We start from the raw sequence: 21874 nt of genomic DNA, 5'->3' as shown, positions 1-21874 counted from the left end.
TGGGGCTATCGTGAGACTCGGTAGCCCTATTCGCATTTAAAAAATCATCTTCCCAACCATAGGAAGAAAGGGGAATTATCATGGAATTTGAAAACGACAACCATATCGTTGAAGAAACAACAGAAGTAACTGAAACAACAGAAATTGAAACACAGCAAACAGAAACCAATGAACCTCCTGCCACCACACAGGAAGAATTTGACGTTATTAAATACAACAAAGAAGAAGTTAGAATCCCAGTTTCCGAGAGACAATCATATCTCCAAAAGGGATATAACTACGATAAAGTACAGCAAAAAGCCAATGATTATGAGCAACATCTTCAAAAGGTTGCACAACTCACCGGCTACAGTTCTATTGATGAACTCGTTCAAGCTTCTCAACAATTCGAAGAACAGCAACGTATCCAACAGGAAGCACAACGCTTGGGAATGGATGAAGAAGCATACCGCCAATATATTGCACCTGTTAATCAAGAATTAACTTCTGTTAAACAGCAATTAGAGGAAATGCGCAGAGAATCCATTCATAAGCAAATTGATGCTGAATTAAATGAGCTGAAGAAGGATGAAAATTTCTCGAAATACGAGAAAGAAACATTCGAAATGGCCACTAAATACAACATGACATTAACTGAAGCTTATGAGTTTGCAAGCTTACGAGGATTAAAAGAACAAATACCCTCCATTCAGCAACAAGCGGAACAAAAAGTGGTGGATCAAATAAAAGCTAGGCAAGGGAAGCATGTTGAAACGCATGATGAAAACGCCATGGTTAATCTAGGTCTAAGCGAAGAAGAAATTACGATGGCGAAAAACATGGGGATTAGTCCCGAAGAATACGCTAAGTGGAAATAAAGAAAGGATGATATTGAATGACTTTACAAACAACTACAGCGGGTTTTGGTAAATTACTAGAGCCTGGATTAAGAAAGATTTTCTTTGAAACGTATCCGGAGAAGTCGGAACAATTTAACAAGATTTTTAATGTGAATACTTCCAAGAAAGCAAGAGAATATGATCTATCTTTAGGTGGATTCAAGCCATGGGAAAGCAAAGATGAAGGAGCGGCCATCACATATCAAGATCCTGTATCTGGTTACGAAATTGTTTACAAGCATGATTCATTTGCTAGTGGATTTGTGGTAACTCGTGAGATGCATGATGATGAGCAATACAATATCATCAATAAATTTCCTAAAAACCTTGCTAGAGCAGGTCGTACAAAAGTAGAAACAGATGCGGCAGCCGTTCTAAATTCAGGGTTTGATGGTGTAACACGTGAGATTTATGACGGAAAAGCTCTTTTTGCTGCGGATCATCCTCTAAAAGGCGGGGGTTCTGCATCTAACTTAGCTACAGGAGCCTTGACAGATGCTAACCTAAAGTTAGCTATCAAACAAATGCATGACATTCCGGATGAGGTTGGGAATAAAATCGCTTATACACCTAATAAGTTAGTTGTTCCACGTAGTTTAGAGTTTGTGGCGAAAGAAATTGTAAACTCAAACCAAAAAGCAGGCACAAACAACAACGACATTAACACAGTCAAAGGTGCGCTTGAAGTTGTTGTGTATGACTATTTAACTGATGACAAAGCTTGGTTTATTATGGACTCCTCTGTTGCTCAATTGAACTGGTTTTGGAGAATCAAGCCGGAGTTTAAACACGAAGAGGACTTCGACACATTGAACGCTAAATACCGCGGCTATACCCGTTACTCGGTAGGAGTTTCAGACTTCAGGGGGATTGTCGGAAGTAAAGGCGCTTAATCGTTTTAGGGGAGGTTTTTACCTTCCCTTTTTATTTTTGTAAGGAGGAATCACAATGGAAATCAAACTACCAAACAGTGAAGATGGAAAGCTATTAGCTGCTTATATTGATCAGAAACTTGAAGATATGAAGAATGAAATTATCAAGGAATTAAAACCAAAAACCACCACTACTAAAAAGTAGGTGATTGCATGAACTTACAAGAATTAATTAAAGAAGTAAATAAGGACAATGACGATTCCTTATCCAATGCTGATGCAACGCAGTGGATTAATCGAGCATTAGATGATCTTACACCGGTTGCAAAGTATAAAAAGACAGCGGCAATTCAATTGGTTTCCGGACAAAATCAATACGAGTGCCCTTCTGATATTCACAAAATAGAATTAATCATAGATGAACAAGAACTGTCCGAAATCCCTTTAAAAGACCGCACAAGCCGAGGTTATAAAAAGTGGGGAAATGACCTGACAATTCAACCAACGCCTGATACAAGTGGAGAGCTGACGCTATACTATTATGCCAAACTCCCCCACCTTGCTAACTCTGACGATGTGCCAACAATCCCCTCTTATTATCATGATCTATTAGTGTTATTTACAGTCGCAAAAGCTAAGTACAAGGAAGAAGAACCAGAAATGCAATTGAACGCATGGAATGAATATCTTGCGAAGAAGAGGGAGTTTGCAGCTGAACAAAATCAAGACGGGGAAGTTGGTCAAGTTAGGTTGGTGACATAATGGTATCGCCTAAATTATTATATCCTTTACGAACATTTGAATTAGGGATAAATGATAAAACAGCAGCTAATTTGATTCCGGATCAAGCGGTAGTGGATGCTGAAAACGTGGTGTTTGGAAAGGGTCCTTTCTGGAAACGGAACGGTTATGTTAGATATTCCAATCAATTACCACAACCCATTACGAAGCACTACCAGCACAATAGATTTAACGGAGATAAGGCATTTTTAGCTGTCAGTGATAAAAAGGTCTATACTGAATCAAACGGTAATTTAAGCCCGATTACAGGCTCTTTAACCGGTTCAGATGTACAGATGATAAGTTATAAGGACCGTAACGTTGGTGACGTTGTTCTTTTTGCTGATGGTGGCAAACTGAAACATTATCAAGCTGGTGTAGTTAGCGAGGTTACACCGCATGCGGCTGATACAAATGAGCAAACGGATCCTGGTCTAAATGATTTAGCTAACCTCACTAATTTCAGAGCGTTAGCGATTAAGCAGGACCGCATTTATGCTGCAGCACATCCAACAGTTAAGAATCGCCTTTCCTTCTGTCATCATGATCCAAAGATCGGCTATGCGGCTTACGATTATTGGCCAGCTATTTTCTTTACCGATATTGCAACAGATAACAACGATGTTATCAATCAACTGGAAGTGTTTCGCGATGGGTTGGTTGTCTTATGTGAGAATTCTATTTGGTTTCTTCGTGGTGATGGGCGTACAATAAATGACTTTGATCAGCAAAAAATCAATGTGCCCACTGGTTGTATTGCTCCAAATTCAGTGAAAATAGTAGGAAATGAGCTCTTTTATCTTGCGGAGGATGGACTATATGCTATGTATTCCACTGACCAAAACTATGTGAGTGCTAGATTGGTCTCAACGCTTGTGAGCGAAGGAAGAATACTATCAAGTATTGAAAACACTTTGAAATCTATCCCATTAGCTGATAAGCGTAAAGCAGTCGGGCACTATCACGACAATAAATATTATTTATCTTTCCCAAGTGGATTAGCACTTGTTTACGATACAATCCTGCAATGCTGGACTAAGTTCACAAATATCCAAGCAAACTCTTTCTTAACCAAAGAAGGGGTTTTATTTTTTGCTTCTAACAGTGGGCACATTTATAAGTTTGATGAAAATGTGTACTCAGATGATGGGGAAGCTATTCCTTTCATGTTGAAAACAAAGAATTTTGATTTCGGTTATGAAGTCCAGGATAAGAAATATCGTAAGTTCTGGACGATAGCAAGACAATACGATGCCGAACAATCTATCTTCAACCTTTCTGCTAAAGTGGATTATATTGACGTGGATATTGAACAAGTGTCCACTGATGAATCTCAAGCGTGGGGTGAAGGGATTTGGGGTGAATCCTATTGGGGTTATCGTGATGTTGTACAGAATGAATTAAGGATTCAGAAGCGCGGTAAAAACATTCAATTAATCATTACGAATAATGAAGTAGATCAGCCGTTAACCATTTACGGCATGACCTTTCAATATAAATTGAAAAAGCCATAAGGAGTGATAACATGGCGAAAACACAGCGATTATATGACTTCCAGAATGGCACTAGGACGAACGCTGAACAGGTGGATGATGAATTCGATAATCTTATCCGTGCCCATAATGACCTGGATGACGAGGTAAAGCAAAAGGTTGATGTTAAAGGAGATTTTCAAGGCACTTGGAATGGAATCCCCTTTGAAGAAGCTGATCCTGCTATTGCTGGGCGCGTTACAGCAATGGAAAACATGGTTAAGGAAGAGGAAAAGGTTACGGTTACCTTAAAACGTGGCGAGAACATCATTGAAGCTCCTGAAAATGCTTCTTTAGTTCCTCTTGAAATATTAGGGGATGAAGTGAAAAACCTTGCTCTAGATTTTGACCATTGGACTCTTCATGCAAATGCTGTTAAAAACAGCTCAGACAAAGTAACATTAAATGCGGCTGCCCCTAATGAAGCGAGTACGCTAAAAATAACCGTGAAGCGTAATCAAGATTATGTTTATAGCATGAAGCATACTGGAGCTATTGCGGTATTAGATGCGAGTCTGAATGTAATTGTTGCTTATACAGATCAGCAGTTTATTAAATTTAATTCAGGTAATAACGATTCCGTTCATATTGCCTTCAAGAATAAAAATGATGATCCTGGTACTTTCACTTTTGAAGGTCGAGTGTTAGTAGAGGGAACAGTCGAAAGGGAATCTGTTCAAAACTATCAACCTGTACGCGGTCCATATATCGAAGTAGACAATGGATCTTACTTGTATTTTGACGAATATCTCTATAAAGGAGATAAACTTTATCAAAATGGTCAAGGCAACTGGCGCAAGAAGCAGAATAAGATTGAAAGCTTATTAACTTTGGAAAACGTTAAGACTCCTACCATCAATTCCAGCTACACAGGCGGCAAAGGGATTAAAATTCCTTTAAATGAAATCGCTAAAGGCATTGATATTTATGATACTGAATTAATTAAGTTTAATCATACATTCATTACAAAAACGGATTCAGCAGCAAATATTACGAATGACCGATATTTCATGGATAACACGGACTTTATATTGTTTGCTTCCACAACAGAAACAGGGTGGGGGGATGATGTTACTCCATCTAAGCAAGAAATCCTAGCTTTCATTCAAGGATGGAAGATGGCTCATAATAACGGAACAGTCCCTTATAAAGAAGCAGATTCGGCTACAAATGGTGCTAAGAAGTGGATAAGACTCATTGGTGAAGGCGAATCTACTGCTTTACCTCAAGAATCGTACTTTGGATGGAATCCATTAAAGTTAATTTATAAGACTGTTTCTGAACAGGATGTTCCGGCTAAGCATGAAGGGTCGTTAAGATTAGTCAAAGGTACAAATAAGGCTACGCTAGGCGAAGGAGTTGTCCTTAGAGAGAAAGCTACTCCTGTTTTATCCGGAAATAATTATGTTATTGGTGACCTTGCTGTTAGTGGTTCTGAAACGAAATACAAGATTGATAATGTTATTGAAGTTTCAAAACGAGGGAAAAAGGACAACTGGACAATAGGCTCAAATGCTCAACAGGATAAATCATTACATTATCCATTAGCGTTATACGAAATCACATATAAAGTAAAAGATAAATTTGCTTATTCATGTAATATCGGAGATACACAATCGCATCATACAATCAACTTCCATATGGAAGGAAATGAACAGGTTAAAGACATACAAGAAATAAAGAACGCTTTAGCTCAGATTGGGCTAAATGTGATTAATCGTTTAGGGGTGAAAGACGGTATTGCTTTATTAGGAAGTGACGGAAGCCCTTTACGAGCTGATGGTAAATCTGCCTTAATAACGTCAAAACAATTCCGATGGAAAGTGGCTAGTACCGACAACGTAATGGTTACAAAAAACGGGGGGACATATACCAAACGTATTCCGATTGATGGCATAGAGATGACCGATGGTTTTGAAATTGCATTAAGCGGATATAACACAACCACACCGAACGACCATCAGTTTAACTTTATCTATAGTGGCTCTATTGAAACACTAAAAACAGGGAGAGCGTGGGTAACGAACAACTCGACCTACTCTAAGTTTTTAGTGCCGTTTAGTAAGGATGTATTAGATGTATATCCATCCATAGGCACAGGAGGACACGGTGCGAACATTATATTTGCTGCCGCTACCACTACTGCGAGGATTAAGCAAATTTACTTTGATAAAGAGAATACAGAACTTGTTATAGTTTTTCATAATACAAACACAACAACTGATGTTGCTCTTGTGGGTAAAGTGATACTGGAGGTGTGGGGAATATGAGTGTGAAAATCTATCATAAAACAGACTTGCGAATTGTTAGCACCGTTCCGCAAGGTGTTTCCCCTGAACGTGATTTTGAATTAAATGTTGGTGGAAATATAGAGGACTATGGTTTTATAGATGTTCCCTATGCGTATTTTGAATTACAGAAAGTAAATGGAGAAGTAGTAGCTATAGAACTACAAGCGCCAGATATTGAACCTCCTACTCAACCGCCTTCAGAAATAGAATTATTAAAAACCCAAGTAGAAGCTATGAGCGTTGATTTAGAAGCGTTTATGGAATTCTACTTTTCTACTTTATAATAGGAGTGATTTAAATGACTGTAATTTATGGATTTAGAACTTCAACCTACGCAAGAAATATTTACATGTTTGGTGTGACAAAATTCGAAACGATTGACCCGGCTTATATTGAGCCGGTTAAACAATTCGCGGCAGCTAATTATACCGATGATCAGATTAAGCATGCTTACACGCAAGGGTGGATTAATGAGGAACAATTCAACGATACAATGGCATACAAATACCCAACTGTATCTGAATAACCAGGAGAGCCTAACGGCTCTCTTTTTTATGCTTCGAAAGGAGTTGATGGCAAATGGCAACATATGAAGATGAATATAAATTAGCAGTGGAACGTCAAAAACAGGGTAATTTTACTGGATTGTCACCAACTGAAATCGATAAGAAGTATGGAAGATATACTCCTCCTACTGTCGATGATAAATATAAAGCAATAGATAATTACCGAAGTAATGAATTACAAAAAGTAAATAGCGGCTACTACGATAATCCGGACAACCGTAGACAATGGTTATCACCAAACGAGCAGAAGCTTTATGATTCCGGTAATTTGAAAGACTACTTTAGTCAATCAACTCAAGGGCCATCAAAGTATGATGATTGGAATGCTTATTTTTCTCAACAAGATGTGGCACAAGGGATGAACAACAGTGATACAGCATTATCTTCTGGAGGTAGTTCCAGAGGTACTTATAATCCTAGTTCTCGACAAGCTATGTCTTATGGTGAAGCTTCTGATCGTGCAAAACAACAACTAGACCCCTTATATGAACGTGCATTAGAAAACGTCTATAAACAGCGTTATCAGAACGAATTAAATGCATCTGAAGTTGCTAGTAAACGAGGGTTATCTCATAGCGGATTAGCAGCTGATCAAATGAATAAAATCGGCTTAGCTACCCAATCAAATGTTTCTGATCTTGATGCTCAAAGGGCGGCTAAGACTGCTGAAATGGCTCAACGAATGGTTGAGTATGATCAAAACATGGCGTTGCAAGAGCGTGCTGCGGCTTTATCTGAATACCTTGGAGTCGAAGGGCTTAACCTTAACCGTGAACAGTTTGACTTTGGCAAGTTTACTAACCAACGTGATTTCGATTATAACAGGTCTCGAGATCTTATTGGTGACCAGCGATATAATCAGCAGTTTGACTATCAAAGGGCACTTGATGAACGTAATTTTGGTTATCAGCAGTCCCGTGATGCCCGTAGAGATGCAGAATGGGAATCTGAACAGAAGGATGCAAGAGCATGGAGACAGTACGTGTTCAATAATATGTCTGCTTCTGAAAAGGCTCAATTGGAATGGGCTAAAGCTCAATATGGTGAAGAAGCTGCATGGCGTATGTATGAGATGGAATACAGGGGAAATTTAGATCAAGCTATGAATCAAGCTATGATCGATTACTACCAAAACGCGGGTTTTAATACAGAGGTGAAAGGGGATGGTTGGATTCCGAATACAAAAGACTACAAGATCACTTCACAATACGGAGGGCGAGCGGATCCCTTCACCGGAAAACAAGATTCACATAGAGGTGTAGATTTGGCGGTACCAAAGGGTACTTCACTAGCTTCAACAGTTAGCGGTAAAGTCGTTTCCACGAGTGGTCATTCTAGCTATGGGAATACAGTCGTTATTCAAGATGCGAATGGATTTCTACACCGTTATGCCCATTTAGACAGCGTTAATGTAAAAGTAGGGCAAGAGGTATCAAGAGGAAGCTTCATAGGTAAATCCGGCAACTCTGGACGTTCCACAGGCGCCCATTTGCATTATGAAGTGACTAATTCAAAAGGTGGGCTGGTTGACCCATCTCGTTTCTTAAAGTAAACAGTAAAGAGGGGTGCAACCATGGCATCTAATTTTGATGAAAACAAGTATAAAAAAATATTTGAATCTCGTTACGGGGCCGGCTCTTTTGATGTCGGTCTTTCTAATGCTCGAAGTATTGGAGCGACTAAAGCGAAAGCTGATTTCGAAAAACAAGATTATCAAAGACGATTAAAAGAATATCAGAAAGCGCAAAAAGAAGCATCAAAACAAAGTTTGTGGTCTGATAACTTAGAAAATAATACGCTGATTAAACGGGATGGTTCCACATTAACTCTTGACGATATGAGATCTCAAGGTGCTTACCGCGTAGGAGAAGAAATCCGAAATGACCCGTATTTACAGGCTCAAGTAAAGGAAAAGGGGTTTAGTGTCAGTGAGTACATTAATTCCTTGTACGACAAACTCTCTAACGGTCAATTCCGTTCTGAAAGGGAGTATAAGGAGTTTTCTAAAAGCTTACAAAAAGAAGCAAATAAAAAGCCTACAACAGCAGATTTAATCGCACAGTATAGCAATGAGCCAGCGGAGAAAAAGGGTTTTGACGCATTAAAAAAAAATGACAGTAAACCCCAAAAGGGATTCCTAGGTAAAGTTGGCGATTTCCTCACTAGCAAAGATGTGGATGGTGATGGAGAACGTGATGGAATGTTAGGTTTAGCTGACCGTTTTCTTGCTCCTATTTCAAAAGGTGCCACTGAGTTTATCGCGCCTGGGAACGCTGAACGGATGGCGCAAAATGCTCCTGATAACCCGGTTGTTAAAGCTGCTCAAAAGGACAGAGGGCTTGAAACAAAAATCCTAAACACAGGCGGTTTATTAGCAGCTGCTATCGCTCCTTATGGACAAGCTTATAAGTTAGCAAATCATGCTTTAAATAAAGTTCCTGCCTTCTCTAAGATTGCGAATCCATATGGACAAAAAGCAATTACAGGCGGTTTAGCAGGAGGAATTGCAGAGGGTGGAATTTCAGCGGTCAATGAAATGGTGAATTCAGAAGCTTATGACATGAAAGACCACGCTATTAGAACAGGGATTGGATTGACTGCTGGAGCAGTTTTAGATCCTGCTATGCACGGAATTTACAATTTAATAAAAGGCGCAAGAGCGGCGAAGAATGTTAGGCCACAAACAGAGGAATTATTAGCTTTGCCGGCACCTAAAGAAACACCAATTCCAGCACCAGCTAAACCATTAGGGCTTCCAGAACCACAGTTGCAATTACCTGGACCAAGAGTAAAACCGAATTCAGAAACCTTCAACAACGCTTTTAAACAACCAAACGGATTATCGAGTCCTATCCCACAAATGCCAGATGTAATGAGGATTGCAGCTAAAAGAGGGGAATTTGAACAGGCGGGAGTTAATTTTGCCCAAAGCGGAAAGCATACACCGAAGTCTCGACCTGATTTAACACCCATTGAAACTCCTATTGACCATTTAAGTAGAGGGCAAGTATATTGGCAGGGCAGATATGAAGAATTCGCTCGTCATGTAAACGATAATTATGACATGAACCGTATGACTCCTGAAGCTTTGGAAGATTTGTGGAGCCAGTTTGCTCGATATGATGAGCCGATTCGCTTAGAACAAGCAGTTGACCTTGCCTATCCAAAGGGATTCGAATCGCCACCAGCACCTAAACCAGAACCTATTCCAGAACCACCAAAGAGAACGATCAAAGATGATTTAAGAGAAGATCCACTTGTTAATGAAAAGATAAAAGCTTTATTTCCTCCAAAGAAGCCAGAACCTAAAATAAGCCGATTAGCAACCTTAGATGAGATGTTCAAACACGCAGAGGATTTAGCACCACCTAAACAGCCAGAACCTTCATTTGATGCTTTGCGTTTTAGCAGACCACAGGATAGTTTGGTGAAGCAGTTTAGCCAATCACAAAAAACAATTCCTAAAGGTTGGAATAAGGCTGACATTAAAAACACTCCTGTGATGAGCGGGAAAACAACAAAAGGTTTTGAAGCTATTTCTGCTTCAAAGGCTAAAGAACCAAAAATTATTCGAGGTACACCTGTCGACCGTACACCGATTGACATAAATAATCCGAAAGAGATAGTAAAACAACAGATTGATACAACAGGAAAACGAGAAAAGTCTAAGTGGTCTTTTGATAAAGTCTACACTGCTCTTGTAAGTGATTTGCACGCAGTAAATAAAGCTACAAAGGATTTAGGCGGTAAAGGTATTAAAATCGAAAATGACCCTCACAAACTGGCTCAATTAGCGCGTGGAGTGGCAGGGAAAGCAGAAACTTATTTAAACGGCGGAGTGTTTAATGAACAAGGTCAAAAAGTGGCGAAATCCCTTAAAGAGATCATTAAGCCAATCGAGAATAAAATAGATGATTTTCTTGCCTATACAACTTCTAAACGTGCTTTAGATTATGACCAAAAAGGATTAACAGCAGGAATTAAGCCAAAGAATGTCGAAGGAATGAATGATTATCAGCTTGCAGAAGCGGCTATTCGCCAACTTGAAGCGGAATCACCAGCATTTAAAGAGCATCAAAAGGAATTAGTGAAGTATAGTCAAACGCTTATGAAAGAATTAAAAGAATCCGGCTATTACACCGATGATGCAATCGAGCAAATTTTCAAGGATAACCCTAACTATATTCCGATGAACCGGGTGCAGGAGCCAAGGGTGAGAGGGTTTGAACCGATTAGCCCGAAAAAGAAGTTTGCTAGTCTGACCAATCCCGTGAAACAGAGAACAGGCTCAGAAAAACCAATCATTAACCCTGTTGAAAGTTTGGTTAAGAACACGTATGTTATCACGAACATTGCAGAAAGAAACAAAGTCGGAGTGGCGTTACATGATTTAATCAAGAGTGCGCCAAAGGATAACATGTGGGGCCGGATTACAAACGTAACCAAGCAAGACAGTTCGATTGATAATCTTTCTAGTGTCCTGGATGATGCAACCATCCAAATGACTGACGGCCGAACAGATGCGATTGATAATCTCTTTAAAGGCGAAGGGAATAAAGTTTACGTGTACAAAGATGGGCAGAAGATTGAAATGGAACTTCAAGAGGATTTATACAAGGCTATGCTTTCGTTGGATGCACAAAAACAAAATGTCTTTCTTAATGTCATGGGCATCCCTGCAAGATCATTGCGCGCTGGTGCTGTGCTCTCTCCTGACTTCGGGCCAGTAAACATTTTCAGAGATCAGTTGTCTGCCTTTGTAAACTCCAAGTATGGATTTATTCCATTTGTAGATATGGCAAAAGGGATGAAAAGTGTTCTAAAGAAAGATAGCGATTATTGGCTATGGAAGCAAAGTGGCGGTGCAAACTCGGTTTTATCAACACTTGACCGCGAATATCTACAACAAGATTTGCGTAAGATGATAAAACAAACCGCATGGCAAAAAACTAAGAATGTAGCAAGGAGTCCTATAAAGTCAGCGCTTGAACCTTTACGAAAGCTTTCCGAGATCACGGAAGAATCCACAAGGGTAGGTGAATTTAAGAAAGGATTGAAAAAGGGTGCTACACCAAAAGAAGCGGCATTCTCTTCACGTGATTTGATTGACTTTAGCCGAGCTGGAAACATCGGAAGGCAATACAACCAAGTAACAGCTTTCTTTAATGCAGCTGTTCAGTCTATGGATAAACTAGCTCGAACCTTTAAAGAACATCCAGTTAAAGCTCCCGTTAAGGCGATAACCAGCATCACATTACCATCTGTCGTGGCATATTACTATAATCACGACCAAGAATGGTATAGAGAGATCCCACAACGTGAAAGAGATTTGTTTTGGCACTTCAAAGCCGGAGATCAGATTTACAAACTTCCTAAACCGTTTGAAGCAGGGGTTATGTTCGGTACGTCTTTTGAGAGATTGTTGGACTCCATGAAAACGAATGATCCGAAAGCATTCGAAGGATTTGGGAAAACAGTCCGCGAAGCCTTTACACCTAACTGGATTCCAACTGCTTTTCTTCCATGGATTGAAGTATTTGGGAATAAGAGTATACACTTTGATTCTCCTATCGTGCCTAGGCGTGAACAAGACATGTTGCCTGAAGATCAGTTTGGGCCATATCAAAGTGAAATCTCGAAAAAGTTTGGTGCTATTGCGAAAAAATCACCAAGAAAAGCAGAACATGTTTTCAAAGGGTATACAGGCGGTTTGGGGAATTATGCTTTAAAGCTTACAGACTTGGGGGCTAAATTAGGCGGTGTTGAACGTCCTGAAATGCCTGATCGCGGAATTGCGGATATGCCAGTATTAAATCGTTTTGTAGTTAAAAATCTCGATGGCAATAACCAGAGTGTAAATGACTTCTACAAACGAATGGAAAAGTTAAGGCGTGAAAATCTGTCAGCGAAGAAACATAACCCTGACCACGAAAACAGCGAGACATACCAGACAATTAACAAGCTATCTAAGGAAATCAGCGAATTGCAAGCAGCTAAACGTGCGGTTATTGATGATCCGAATATGAGCGGTAAAGAAAAAACAGAGGTAATCAAACGAATTGACCAGGCGATTACTCAAATTGCGAAGGCGGGTAATAGAATCCCGTAGGTGGTGAGAACTTGAAGAAACTGTTTGAGTATCTATCCCCTTTATTCTGGATTCCATTGGGGATTGTAATTTATTTAGCTTATATCCACACCATATCCTTTTTAGACCCACTATTAAGTATTGTGTTTGGTGGTATCTTTTTCTTAGTCGTGATAGTTGGTGTGGTTAAATTATTAATAGTCATAAAGGATATTGTCGTTAGTATTTTCAAAGATGACAAAACCCGGGATGAAAAAGGATTCAAAAAACATTTTTGAGGGCTGATAAATTTCAGTCCTCTTTTTTATGGGGAGGAAAACAATGCAGGAAATTATTGGCGGTTTTGACATAACTAATATAGTGGGCAACTTTTGGTTTTTTGTCTTGGGGCTAATTCTTTTTGACGTAGTGACAGGTTTATTGGCAGCAGGAGCGCAAAAGAAAATCAATAGTTCCATAAATTATATAGGCTTTATTCGAAAAGTAGGTGAGCTTGTTGCGCTCGCTTTTCTTGTGTTTATTGATGCTTATTTAGATTCGCAAGGCTACATTATTAAGCTAGGTGTGGGTTTAATTGCGGCATATGAGGGGTTAAGCATTATTGAGAATTTCAGCAGAATCGGAATTGATATGAAGTTCCTCACGAAGTATTTCGATAAAAATAAAGTCGGAAAAGGTGAGTAAAGGTGACTAACTGGAAACAAGATGCTGGTCATGGTGGAAAAGATCCAGGCGCGGTTGCGAAAGGTAATATTGAAAAAGTGTACACTCTTGAAGCGGCTCTCTATGTAAATAAACGTTTGTCAGATCATGGAATAGAGAGTGAGTGCACTAGGTATAAGGATGAAACTTTAGATGAAGATCAAAGAGTGGCAAAGGTTAAAAAGTTTAAAAAGTGTATGTCGCACCATTTTAACGCTAGTGGTGGAAGCGGTATAGAGGTGATCCATTCTATACATTCTGATGGGAAGTTCGAGCATTTCCTTATTGAGGAATTTAGAGCAGCTGGCTATCCTGTAAGATCTAGACCAGTATTCTTTAAGTCTCTTCCTAACAATCCGAAACAAGATTTTTATTACATGCATAGGCGCACCGGTAACTGTCGTACAACAATAATTGAATATGATTTTGTGGATGGTCCACAATCTGAAAAAATAAAAGATAAGGCCTACCGTGAAGGTATGTATGAATGTGTGGTTCGAGCAATTTGCAGAGATGAAGGTGTCGTATATAAGCCTTTAAATCCAAAGGAGGTAAAATCTGTGAGCGAACAAACTCTAACTCCAGGACAGGAAGCCGTTAGGCAAGAAGCTATTCGTTTAGGAATTACTGACGGGAAAAAACCATTCCGTGAAGTAAATCAGTATTATGTATGGAATGCAATGATTCCGTTAGCCCGCCGAGTAGAAGAATTAGAAAAGAAGTTGAAATAAGAAAAAGCCCTTCTTTCGAGAGGGGCTTAAAATGGTAAATCGTCAATTGGTTCAATCGGTCTAATTTGTTTTACGAGTTCAGTAATGTCATTTACCTCATTCCAGATTACCTTTTCAATAACAGTGTCTCTAAATCCAGTTTCTCGCTTCTGCTGCTCAACCCATTCATAAGCCACAACCCCGACAGTAAAGTCCGGATTTTCTTTAAATTCCTGATCATTCACATAAAATTCACCCCGGCGCATGTTGCCAGTTCCTTCAACCCTTGTATGAGTTTCAATTAATACTTTCATATACTTTATTCTCCAAAGCAGTTTGACAATGCTTGCATTTGCTGGCGTTAAGTTTAATCCTTTCCTGACAATGCGGACATTTCTTTTTTAGTTTTTTGTACCTATCATAAAAATAGATAATCAATATCCCAGGAACATACCGAATAATGGATTCATCCGGTGACAAACCCCATATTTCTCCCCAAACAACAGCGAAAACAATCGTTAATACTAAAGTTATGTTCAAATTCTTCGAAATACTTATTCTATACCTAGTGATTACATCTAAAAAGAATGAAATTAACGTAAAGATCAGCAACGCACCTAATATAGCACCTAATGCAGCACCTAACAATTCAAATATCATTTTCTATCCTCCCATTCAAATAGTTCTTCAACCGTTTTATTCAACAACCTCGATAACTTAAAAGCCTTTTCAATTGAAGGGAACGCTTTTCCTGTCCTCCAATTACTCAGTGTGTTTCTTGATACCTCCATATACCTCATGACATATTCGTTCTTGTAAGGAGATTCATCTATTAATTTCCCTATATTGCTCTTCAGCATATTTATCACCAATATATACATTCCACAAATTAAATATTATCCCTTTCATAAAATTAGGTTAAAAAAAATACAACTAATTTTGTGCAGGACACGCATTTATTGGGCTTACACCCATATAGTATATTATTCCAAATAGATATTCCTTTCAAAATTCTATCCTAGAATCATTTCTGGAAGGGGAGAAATTCAGTTTTATCAATGGTTGCAACCAATCTTATTTCTTCTTTTTGTCGAGGACTATACTACGTATATTAAAGGTGGTGGTGACTTCATGTTAGTGGAGGTAACAACTTCATTGTTAGCAGGTTGTCTAGTCGGTTACTCGTTTCTTCAGAAGCAGGGTGGGGGAGTGAATGACGCGGCTAAGATTCAAAGAATTTGTACCAATAACGGACTGACCGTAAAAGAAAATGGTGAGAAAAAAACAATGCAGCTGTTAAGGCGATCAAAAATTAAAGATGGTGGAAAAGTAGTTGGAACCGAGTGCGCTTTCAGAATTCCATTAGGTTTAAGTTTTCATGATTTCGAAAACAAAAAAGACAATATCCAAGACGGAATCAACAACAAACAGGCAATCCCTAACATTTCGTTTCAGGACATAAAAACACTTCGATTAGACCGCAATCTGATAATGGATATAAAGACCTTACTCAACAAGAAGAAACAGCTTAAAAAAGAAATAGAGCTGTCCTATGATGGGGTGTTGAAGATTAAGGTGTTTGATGAACCATTAATCACGAAATTTGATTATGAGAAAGGGATAACTGATGGTTGGATGGTCCCGGTAGGAAAAAGCCGTAGTGGTTGGATAATTCATGACTTTGAAAAAAAGGCTCATATTATCGTAGCTGGCACAACAGATTTCGGAAAATCCAATTGGGTAAATTGTACGATTAACACTTTACTGACGAACAAAGGGGATGATGTATCATTTACCCTTATCGACTTAAAAGGAGGATTAGAATTTAACCGTTATCGCCATTTAAAACAAGTAAAGGCATATGCACCAGATGTGGAAGAAGCAAGAAAAGCTTTACAGTCAGCGGTAAATCAGATGGATAAGGTTACTGAGTATTTATTAGAAAAAGGATTTTCGAATGTAAAAGAAGCAGGATTCAAGGATCGTCATTTTATTGTCATTGATGAAGCAGCGGACATGGCAGACGATAAAGATTGCCAGAAGTTATTGAAGGACATTGCAAGGAAGGGGAGGGCAAGCGGTTTACGATTAATCTACACAACACAATATCCAACAGCAGAAACGATAAGCTCACAAGTAAAGCGTAATTGTATTGGCAGACTTTGCTTTGTTCTGGACACAGCAACAGCAAGCCAAGTGGTGTTAGATCAAGGCGGTGCAGAAAAGCTTTCTGCTATCCAAGGAAGGGCCTTATATAAGGATTTAGGCTTAATTGAAGTACAAACACCTTATATCAGTAATCAAACCATTAAAGAAACCATTCAGCCGCACATTACATTTAAAGCAAGGAGTGATGTCGGTGAGAGCATCAAAGGAACAACGACACGAAAACATTCTCTTGAGCTTGAAGAAATTGGGCTTTCTTAGTAGGTCGCAACTTCAAAAGCTTCATCGTTTGGGCGGTGTTAGGAATACTAACCGGATATTAAAGGACATGGGAGGTTATCTGAATATAGTCAGGCTTAATGAAAATGTCTACTACTTGAATGCGGAAGGCAGACAACGAGTGGGTGCCAGTAAGATATTAAAGAAAACACATCAAATTACACATCATTTAATGCGGAACACCTTATTTATAGTTAGAGGTTGCCCGATTTCATGGAAAAACGAAGTGAAACTGTCGGTCAAAGATGAAGTATCAGTAATTGCCGATGCTATTTATACAATGGCTGGTCAATATCACATCATCGAAGTAGACCATACTCAAAAAATGTTAGAAAACAAACGAAAGATAGAAAGATACCGAAAGTTGATTCAATTAAATGTATTTGAGAAAAGACCAAAATTCATCTGGATTACCACAACAGAATATAGAAAGAGACAATTGCTTCAATTATGCGAGGGTTTAGATGCCATTGTGTATACCATCAAAGACTTACATTAGGAGGATTAATATGCCGTGGAAAAAAGTAGCACTTCAAGTAGGGTTATTGGCTCTTGATTACGGATTAAAAAAGAGCAAAAAGAAAACAAAGAAACGCACAACTACGAAGCGTAAAACAAACAAAAAGAGGTGATCATCATGTTTAAACGTAAAGAAACCATGAGCATTAAACAGTTTATGAATAAAGAGCATGTGATGGAAAACGCTTTTTGTGCCAAGGAATTAGCTAGTTTTGAGAAGGTTGAATCAATGGGTTGGTTGGCTACCATGACTTCTCTCCCTTTAATCTTCGCTCCTGCCATAAAAGCGAAAGAGGTATTTGCAGCTGAAGTAGTTCCGGTAATGGCTTCTGCGGAATTATCCAGTAAGTTAATGACTGCCTTCGGTCCTATAATCGATTTAGTTCAAGCATTAGCTTATCCTGTGGGAATGGTCGTGGTATTAGGCGGGGCTATTATGGTGATGATCGGTCAGCAGGAAAAAGGTTATTCCATGCTAATGTCAGCAGGATTAGGTATTATTCTTATTAATATTGCTCCTATGGTCTTAAATGTATTAATCGGTGCCATGAAGAGTGTGGTGTAAATGATTATCCGAATTACTTCTAAATTTCGAGAAATGGAGAGTTTTCGGAGTAAGCCACATACTGGAATAGACTTATCATTCCCAGAGGGGAGCGAATTAAAATCCATTGGTGATTCAGTTGTTGAGAAGATTGTTGACTATGGCTCTGAAAATATTGGCAAAGGAGTTATCCTTCGTTTAGCTGATGGAAAACAGGCAATATACGGGCATTTAAGCGATATTAAGGTTAAGGCAGGTCAAAGTATAGCGGAAGGTCAGATAATTGGTTTAAGCGGCAATACAGGGAATTCAACAGGCCCACATTTACACTTGGCTTTAAAAGAAAACGGTAGCTTTATAGATCCTACTCCTTTAGCTCATAAATTAATGGCATGGGAGCAGTCGATAGGAGGGTATTTCTTTGATAAATTTATTCAAAGTCGGATTGAGCATTTCGTTTCGGATTTTATTATTTCGTTACCTGTCCTGGTGGGGGTTAGTTTTGCTGTGTGGGGTCTACTTAATATGGTTAGCGGCAGGCTTGCTTCAGTAGGGGTTGTAGGAGTGTTTATCTTAGGTGGATTGGTAATATTATAGTGCATGTTCCTATTGTAGTTACTAGGCATTTAGTGCTTTCTACGATGCATACAAGAGACGCAAAAGGTGCCATATACCGCTTAAATGAATTTGGTGTCAATTGGGTGGAAATCGAACAAACCCTTGTTGCCGTAACAGCACAAAGGCTAGTCGAATTGACCTGTCCATTTTGCCAAGGGGAATGTTCACCCTATTGCTTTAGTTATGGAAGATGGAAGAGAGCAAGTGTTTTTGAGCTTCTTGCAGGACGTGCTTTACATGCATCAATGATGGAGGCGAAGGGTGAATATATGGATGTAGATTATTTTACATTAAAAGAGGTCATCAAAAAAGGGATTGCTCTAGGGTATATTAAAGAAACAGAATATGATCGGTGGGTGCTTGATTATGCGGAGGCATAAGTGGAGTCTTCAGGAACAAAGCCATTTTCTAAAAAGAACAGGGGAGCTTCTTTCAAGAGGCTACCCGCTATCCGAAGCAATAGAATCTATTCTATTTCAACTTCCGCGAAGAAAGAAAAATGAGGTAGGTGAATGTTTAGCCCAATTAAGAGAAGGTTATCCATTTTATCAAATATTATCAAAGCTTCAGTTTAACCGACATCTTATTGGCTATGTCTTTTTTGCTGAACAGCATGGCGGTTTGGCACAGGCATTCCAAGAAGGCAGTGAAATGATGCTTAAAAGAGACAGGGACTTGGAAAAGCTGAAAAAACTGCTTGTTTATCCCGTATTATTAATTTTTATTACGTTAGTGTTATTCATCTTTGTTGATTATATGATCCTTCCTAGATTTTCTTCATTATTTTCCTCAATGAAGCTAAAGCCAAACTTTTTTATGAACGCAGTCACGTTCTTTAGCAATATAATGCCTCTCTTCTTCGGTTTATGCACCCTTTTCCTTGCTGTTCTTTTCAGTTACTACCTTTTACAATTTCGGAAATTTTCTCAAGTCAAGCAAAAGAGTATACTCGTTTCAATTCCAGTAGTGGGTTTGTTTTTAAAATTATTTTACTCACATTATTTTTCGATTCAAATTAGTTATTTATTATCGGGTGGTTTGTCTATTCACGAGGCATTAAGAATGTTTGAGAAAAATGATAAACAGCCTCTCTATCAAGAGCTCGGGGCTGACATTATTGATAGTCTTCGAAGGGGGGAGAGGCTAGAAGATATACTGATAGGCTATTCTTTTTTAGAAATAGAGCTTCCTCATATTATCAGGCATGGCCAGAAAAACGGGAAGCTCGATCAGGAGCTGGCTTTCTTTAGCAAACATTGCTTAACGCTAATTGAAGAGCGTTCAGAAAAATTACTAAAGACCATTCAGCCGATTTTGTATTCTGTTATTGGTGTAATGATTGTATTTATGTACTTAGCTGTACTATTACCAATGTTTCATTTACTGGAGGGATTTTAATATGAAGGTATTGAAAAACGAAAAAGCTTTTACACTGATTGAAATGATGATTGTTCTGCTTGTTATTTCTGTTTTACTAATTATTACGATACCAAATATTACGAAGCATAATTCCAAAATTAACAGCAAGGGGTGTGAGGCATTTGTCAAGATGGTACAAGCCCAGGCGCAGGCTTATGAAATTGAAAAAAAATCACCGCCAGCAGATATTCAAGCACTTGTTGATGCTGATTATATTAACGATAAGGAAAGAACCTGTCCAAATGGAACTGAAATTACAATCTCAGCTCAAGGAAAAGTATCAACTGTTGAAGAAATGGATTAAGCAATATGGTTAGCAAACAGGGAGGCTTCACTTTAATAGAGTCTTTATTTGTCTTAAGTGTATTTCTCATTATTGCCTCTGTACCCGCCTTTCTATTAAAGCCCCATTTTATCTCCTTTGAAAAAGAAAAATTCATCTCACAATTGAAAGCAGATCTTTTCTATGCTCAACAATATGCTCTATCCCATCATATTGATGTGTATGTTCATATTCTGCCGGAAGAGAGTAAGTATGTCGTACATGAAAAGCTTAGTGCCAACTACTTGATTGAAAGAGAAATACCAGAAATGATTACAGTACAAGAGGAGTCAATGAAGCTCTACTTTCAGTTTCAGTCAGATGGGAATATTAATAGATTTGGTTCCTTTGTCATATTTGCGGGAAGGGAGAAATATCGGTTTATGTTTTATATTGGAAAGGGAAGATTTTATGTTGCAAAAGAATGAAGGGTTCTTTTTGCCTGAGATGCTGTTGACTCTATCTGCATGGCTCGTTAGTACAACCATTTTTATACCCTTAATAATGAATTTAATGGATCAATCTGTTCAACTTCGGCAAGAATTTGACAGCACTAAAGCTTTATATGAGACATTGCTAAAGGCTCAAAAGGAAGATTTACAGCCTCAATCAGAATTGATTACGATCAATCAAACTGTTTATGAAATATATGAAGGGACTTCAGGGGGAAACGCTGAACAGGAGGTTTGCGTTAAATATGAGGATGTATTCAAGAAGCTACAGACGAAATGTGAAATATATGAATAATAAAGGCTTTACAATGCTAGAAATGTTATATGCCTTTTCCATTTTTCTGCTTGTTGTTTCTTTTTTTCCACTAATCTTTAAATATTTCATGGGAAATGATCAGCTGGAGGCACGTCTAAAAAGAATGGAATGGCATGTATTTGTCAATCAAATAAAGAAGGAGCTTCGATTAGCGGAGGAAATAATTGTTTCAGATAATAGGCTGGTATTTACAAAGCATGGTCAATTAATACTATATGAAAAGCATGGAACTAATTTACGAAGGCGGGTTGATTTCAAAGGACATGAAATCGTCCTTCAGCAAGTAGATTCATTCCAATTTTCTCCGATACGTGATGGGGTAAAGCTGACGTTGACTGATCATTATGATCAAAAGTACTCCGTATTATTATATTCCTTTATAAGTTTGGACGAAAATTATGCTCCAGAATGAAAAAGGATTTACCTACCCGCTTACCTTTACAATTATCTTGCTAGTTGCGCTTCTGCTTACAATGCATATTGAATTTTATTTAACAGAGATTCGTTTTTTACAAGAATCACAAACTCTTTTGAAACAAGAGTATTATTTAATAAGTTCTCTGAAACGGATAGAAGATATTTTATTAACGGAGGATGAAGATCAGTACACTGGTGTTTTTTCTTTTTCCGATGGAGAAGTCCATTATGAAACGGCTAAAATAACCGATACTTTATTGATGTCAACATTTAATTTACGCATCGGGACAAATATTGAAATGCTCGCCTATGGGTATTTTGATAAGGAGGAAGGTAAAATGATAAAGTGGATCGAAAAAAATTGAATTTCTTTGCAAGATGATGCAGTTGAATAAATATGTTA

At 38.4% G+C, this 21874-nt stretch carries 28 protein-coding genes; 25 read left to right on the top strand and 3 right to left on the bottom strand.

The window, feature by feature from the left end:
• Nucleotides 1–80 precede the first annotated feature (80 nt).
• The 13 genes from RRV45_RS15115 to RRV45_RS15055 are packed head-to-tail and all read left to right on the top strand — an operon-like array spanning nt 81 to nt 14440.
• Nucleotides 81–857 (top strand): hypothetical protein, encoded by a 777-nt coding sequence (locus RRV45_RS15115; protein WP_315665525.1) that lies wholly within the window; start codon nt 81–83, stop codon nt 855–857.
• 17 nt (nt 858–874) lie between these two features.
• Complete coding sequence (locus tag RRV45_RS15110; RefSeq protein WP_315665524.1) at nt 875–1771, top strand: phage major capsid protein; 897 nt, start codon at nt 875–877, stop codon at nt 1769–1771.
• Nucleotides 1772–1826: 55 nt separating this feature from the next.
• A complete protein-coding gene (locus tag RRV45_RS15105) occupies nt 1827–1955 on the top strand; it encodes a hypothetical protein (protein WP_315665523.1) in 129 nt (42 codons plus the stop codon).
• 8 nt (nt 1956–1963) lie between these two features.
• Nucleotides 1964–2512 (top strand): phage adaptor protein, encoded by a 549-nt coding sequence (locus RRV45_RS15100; RefSeq protein ID WP_315665522.1) that lies wholly within the window; start codon nt 1964–1966, stop codon nt 2510–2512.
• A complete protein-coding gene (locus RRV45_RS15095; RefSeq protein ID WP_315665521.1) occupies nt 2512–4044 on the top strand; it encodes a hypothetical protein in 1533 nt (510 codons plus the stop codon). Before RRV45_RS15100 ends, RRV45_RS15095 begins: the two co-directional genes overlap by 1 nt.
• Nucleotides 4045–4055: 11 nt before the next feature.
• Nucleotides 4056–6332, top strand: coding sequence for a hypothetical protein (locus RRV45_RS15090; protein ID WP_315665520.1), 2277 nt, complete (start codon nt 4056–4058; stop codon nt 6330–6332).
• The gene (locus RRV45_RS15085; RefSeq protein WP_315665519.1) at nt 6329–6637 is read left to right on the top strand and encodes a hypothetical protein; all 309 of its coding nucleotides are present in this window, start codon (nt 6329–6331) and stop codon (nt 6635–6637) included. Before RRV45_RS15090 ends, RRV45_RS15085 begins: the two co-directional genes overlap by 4 nt.
• A 14-nt stretch (nt 6638–6651) precedes the next feature.
• Nucleotides 6652–6879 carry a hypothetical protein gene (locus RRV45_RS15080; RefSeq protein ID WP_315665518.1) on the top strand — a complete coding sequence of 76 codons (228 nt, stop codon included), beginning with the start codon at nt 6652–6654 and terminating at the stop codon, nt 6877–6879.
• A gap of 53 nt (nt 6880–6932) precedes the next feature.
• Nucleotides 6933–8471 (top strand): M23 family metallopeptidase, encoded by a 1539-nt coding sequence (locus tag RRV45_RS15075; RefSeq protein WP_315665517.1) that lies wholly within the window; start codon nt 6933–6935, stop codon nt 8469–8471.
• Nucleotides 8472–8492: 21 nt separating this feature from the next.
• The gene (locus tag RRV45_RS15070) at nt 8493–13028 is read left to right on the top strand and encodes an LPD38 domain-containing protein (protein WP_315665516.1); all 4536 of its coding nucleotides are present in this window, start codon (nt 8493–8495) and stop codon (nt 13026–13028) included.
• Nucleotides 13029–13039: 11 nt separating this feature from the next.
• On the top strand, nt 13040–13285 hold the full coding sequence (locus tag RRV45_RS15065; protein WP_315665515.1) for a hypothetical protein: 246 nt from the start codon (nt 13040–13042) through the stop codon (nt 13283–13285).
• A 43-nt stretch (nt 13286–13328) separates the two neighbouring features.
• Entirely contained in the window at nt 13329–13691 is a 363-nt protein-coding gene (locus RRV45_RS15060) for a phage holin family protein (RefSeq protein WP_315665514.1), read from the top strand.
• 2 nt (nt 13692–13693) lie between these two features.
• Complete coding sequence (locus RRV45_RS15055) at nt 13694–14440, top strand: N-acetylmuramoyl-L-alanine amidase (protein WP_315665513.1); 747 nt, start codon at nt 13694–13696, stop codon at nt 14438–14440.
• A 26-nt stretch (nt 14441–14466) separates the two neighbouring features.
• Here RRV45_RS15055 and RRV45_RS15050 read toward each other — a convergent pair whose 3' ends face one another.
• Genes RRV45_RS15050 through RRV45_RS15040 form a run of 3 tightly spaced genes read right to left on the bottom strand, consistent with a single transcriptional unit; the run spans nt 14467 to nt 15279 of the window.
• Entirely contained in the window at nt 14467–14733 is a 267-nt protein-coding gene (locus RRV45_RS15050) for a hypothetical protein (protein WP_315665511.1), read from the bottom strand.
• Nucleotides 14717–15079, bottom strand: coding sequence for a hypothetical protein (locus tag RRV45_RS15045; protein WP_315665510.1), 363 nt, complete (start codon nt 15077–15079; stop codon nt 14717–14719). The genes RRV45_RS15050 and RRV45_RS15045 overlap by 17 nt, the downstream gene beginning before the upstream one ends.
• A complete protein-coding gene (locus RRV45_RS15040) occupies nt 15076–15279 on the bottom strand; it encodes a helix-turn-helix transcriptional regulator (RefSeq protein WP_410489299.1) in 204 nt (67 codons plus the stop codon). The genes RRV45_RS15045 and RRV45_RS15040 overlap by 4 nt, the downstream gene beginning before the upstream one ends.
• Before the next feature lie 271 nt (nt 15280–15550).
• Between RRV45_RS15040 and RRV45_RS15035 the strand changes: the two genes are divergently transcribed.
• From RRV45_RS15035 to comGG, 12 genes are read left to right on the top strand one after another with little or no spacing between them, the layout of a single operon-like run.
• Nucleotides 15551–16846, top strand: coding sequence for an FtsK/SpoIIIE domain-containing protein (locus RRV45_RS15035; protein ID WP_315665509.1), 1296 nt, complete (start codon nt 15551–15553; stop codon nt 16844–16846).
• Nucleotides 16773–17363, top strand: coding sequence for a replication-relaxation family protein (locus RRV45_RS15030; RefSeq protein WP_410489298.1), 591 nt, complete (start codon nt 16773–16775; stop codon nt 17361–17363). The genes RRV45_RS15035 and RRV45_RS15030 overlap by 74 nt, the downstream gene beginning before the upstream one ends.
• Nucleotides 17364–17373: 10 nt before the next feature.
• The gene (locus tag RRV45_RS15025; protein WP_315665507.1) at nt 17374–17496 is read left to right on the top strand and encodes a hypothetical protein; all 123 of its coding nucleotides are present in this window, start codon (nt 17374–17376) and stop codon (nt 17494–17496) included.
• Nucleotides 17497–17501: 5 nt separating this feature from the next.
• Nucleotides 17502–17948 (top strand): hypothetical protein, encoded by a 447-nt coding sequence (locus tag RRV45_RS15020; RefSeq protein ID WP_315665506.1) that lies wholly within the window; start codon nt 17502–17504, stop codon nt 17946–17948.
• Entirely contained in the window at nt 17949–18524 is a 576-nt protein-coding gene (locus RRV45_RS15015) for a M23 family metallopeptidase (protein ID WP_315665505.1), read from the top strand.
• On the top strand, nt 18524–18925 hold the full coding sequence (locus RRV45_RS15010; RefSeq protein ID WP_315665504.1) for an ATPase, T2SS/T4P/T4SS family: 402 nt from the start codon (nt 18524–18526) through the stop codon (nt 18923–18925). Before RRV45_RS15015 ends, RRV45_RS15010 begins: the two co-directional genes overlap by 1 nt.
• Nucleotides 18912–19943 (top strand): competence type IV pilus assembly protein ComGB, encoded by a 1032-nt coding sequence (gene comGB, locus RRV45_RS15005; protein ID WP_315665503.1) that lies wholly within the window; start codon nt 18912–18914, stop codon nt 19941–19943. The genes RRV45_RS15010 and comGB overlap by 14 nt, the downstream gene beginning before the upstream one ends.
• Nucleotide 19944: 1 nt before the next feature.
• Nucleotides 19945–20268, top strand: a complete 324-nt coding sequence (gene comGC, locus RRV45_RS15000; RefSeq protein WP_315665502.1) for a competence type IV pilus major pilin ComGC — start codon at nt 19945–19947, stop codon at nt 20266–20268.
• A gap of 5 nt (nt 20269–20273) precedes the next feature.
• Nucleotides 20274–20714 (top strand): competence type IV pilus minor pilin ComGD, encoded by a 441-nt coding sequence (gene comGD / locus RRV45_RS14995; protein WP_315665501.1) that lies wholly within the window; start codon nt 20274–20276, stop codon nt 20712–20714.
• Entirely contained in the window at nt 20698–21033 is a 336-nt protein-coding gene (locus RRV45_RS14990) for a hypothetical protein (RefSeq protein WP_315665500.1), read from the top strand. Before comGD ends, RRV45_RS14990 begins: the two co-directional genes overlap by 17 nt.
• Nucleotides 20984–21466, top strand: a complete 483-nt coding sequence (gene comGF / locus RRV45_RS14985) for a competence type IV pilus minor pilin ComGF (RefSeq protein ID WP_315665499.1) — start codon at nt 20984–20986, stop codon at nt 21464–21466. Before RRV45_RS14990 ends, comGF begins: the two co-directional genes overlap by 50 nt.
• Entirely contained in the window at nt 21453–21836 is a 384-nt protein-coding gene (gene comGG, locus RRV45_RS14980) for a competence type IV pilus minor pilin ComGG (protein ID WP_315665498.1), read from the top strand. Before comGF ends, comGG begins: the two co-directional genes overlap by 14 nt.
• Nucleotides 21837–21874: the final 38 nt, after the last annotated feature.

It is taken from the genome of Bacillus sp. DTU_2020_1000418_1_SI_GHA_SEK_038, from assembly GCF_032341175.1.
In the GTDB taxonomy this organism is placed as follows: domain Bacteria; phylum Bacillota; class Bacilli; order Bacillales; family Cytobacillaceae; genus Cytobacillus.
Note: the sequence above shows the minus strand (reverse complement) of the source record. Positions and strands in the feature narration are given on the sequence as shown.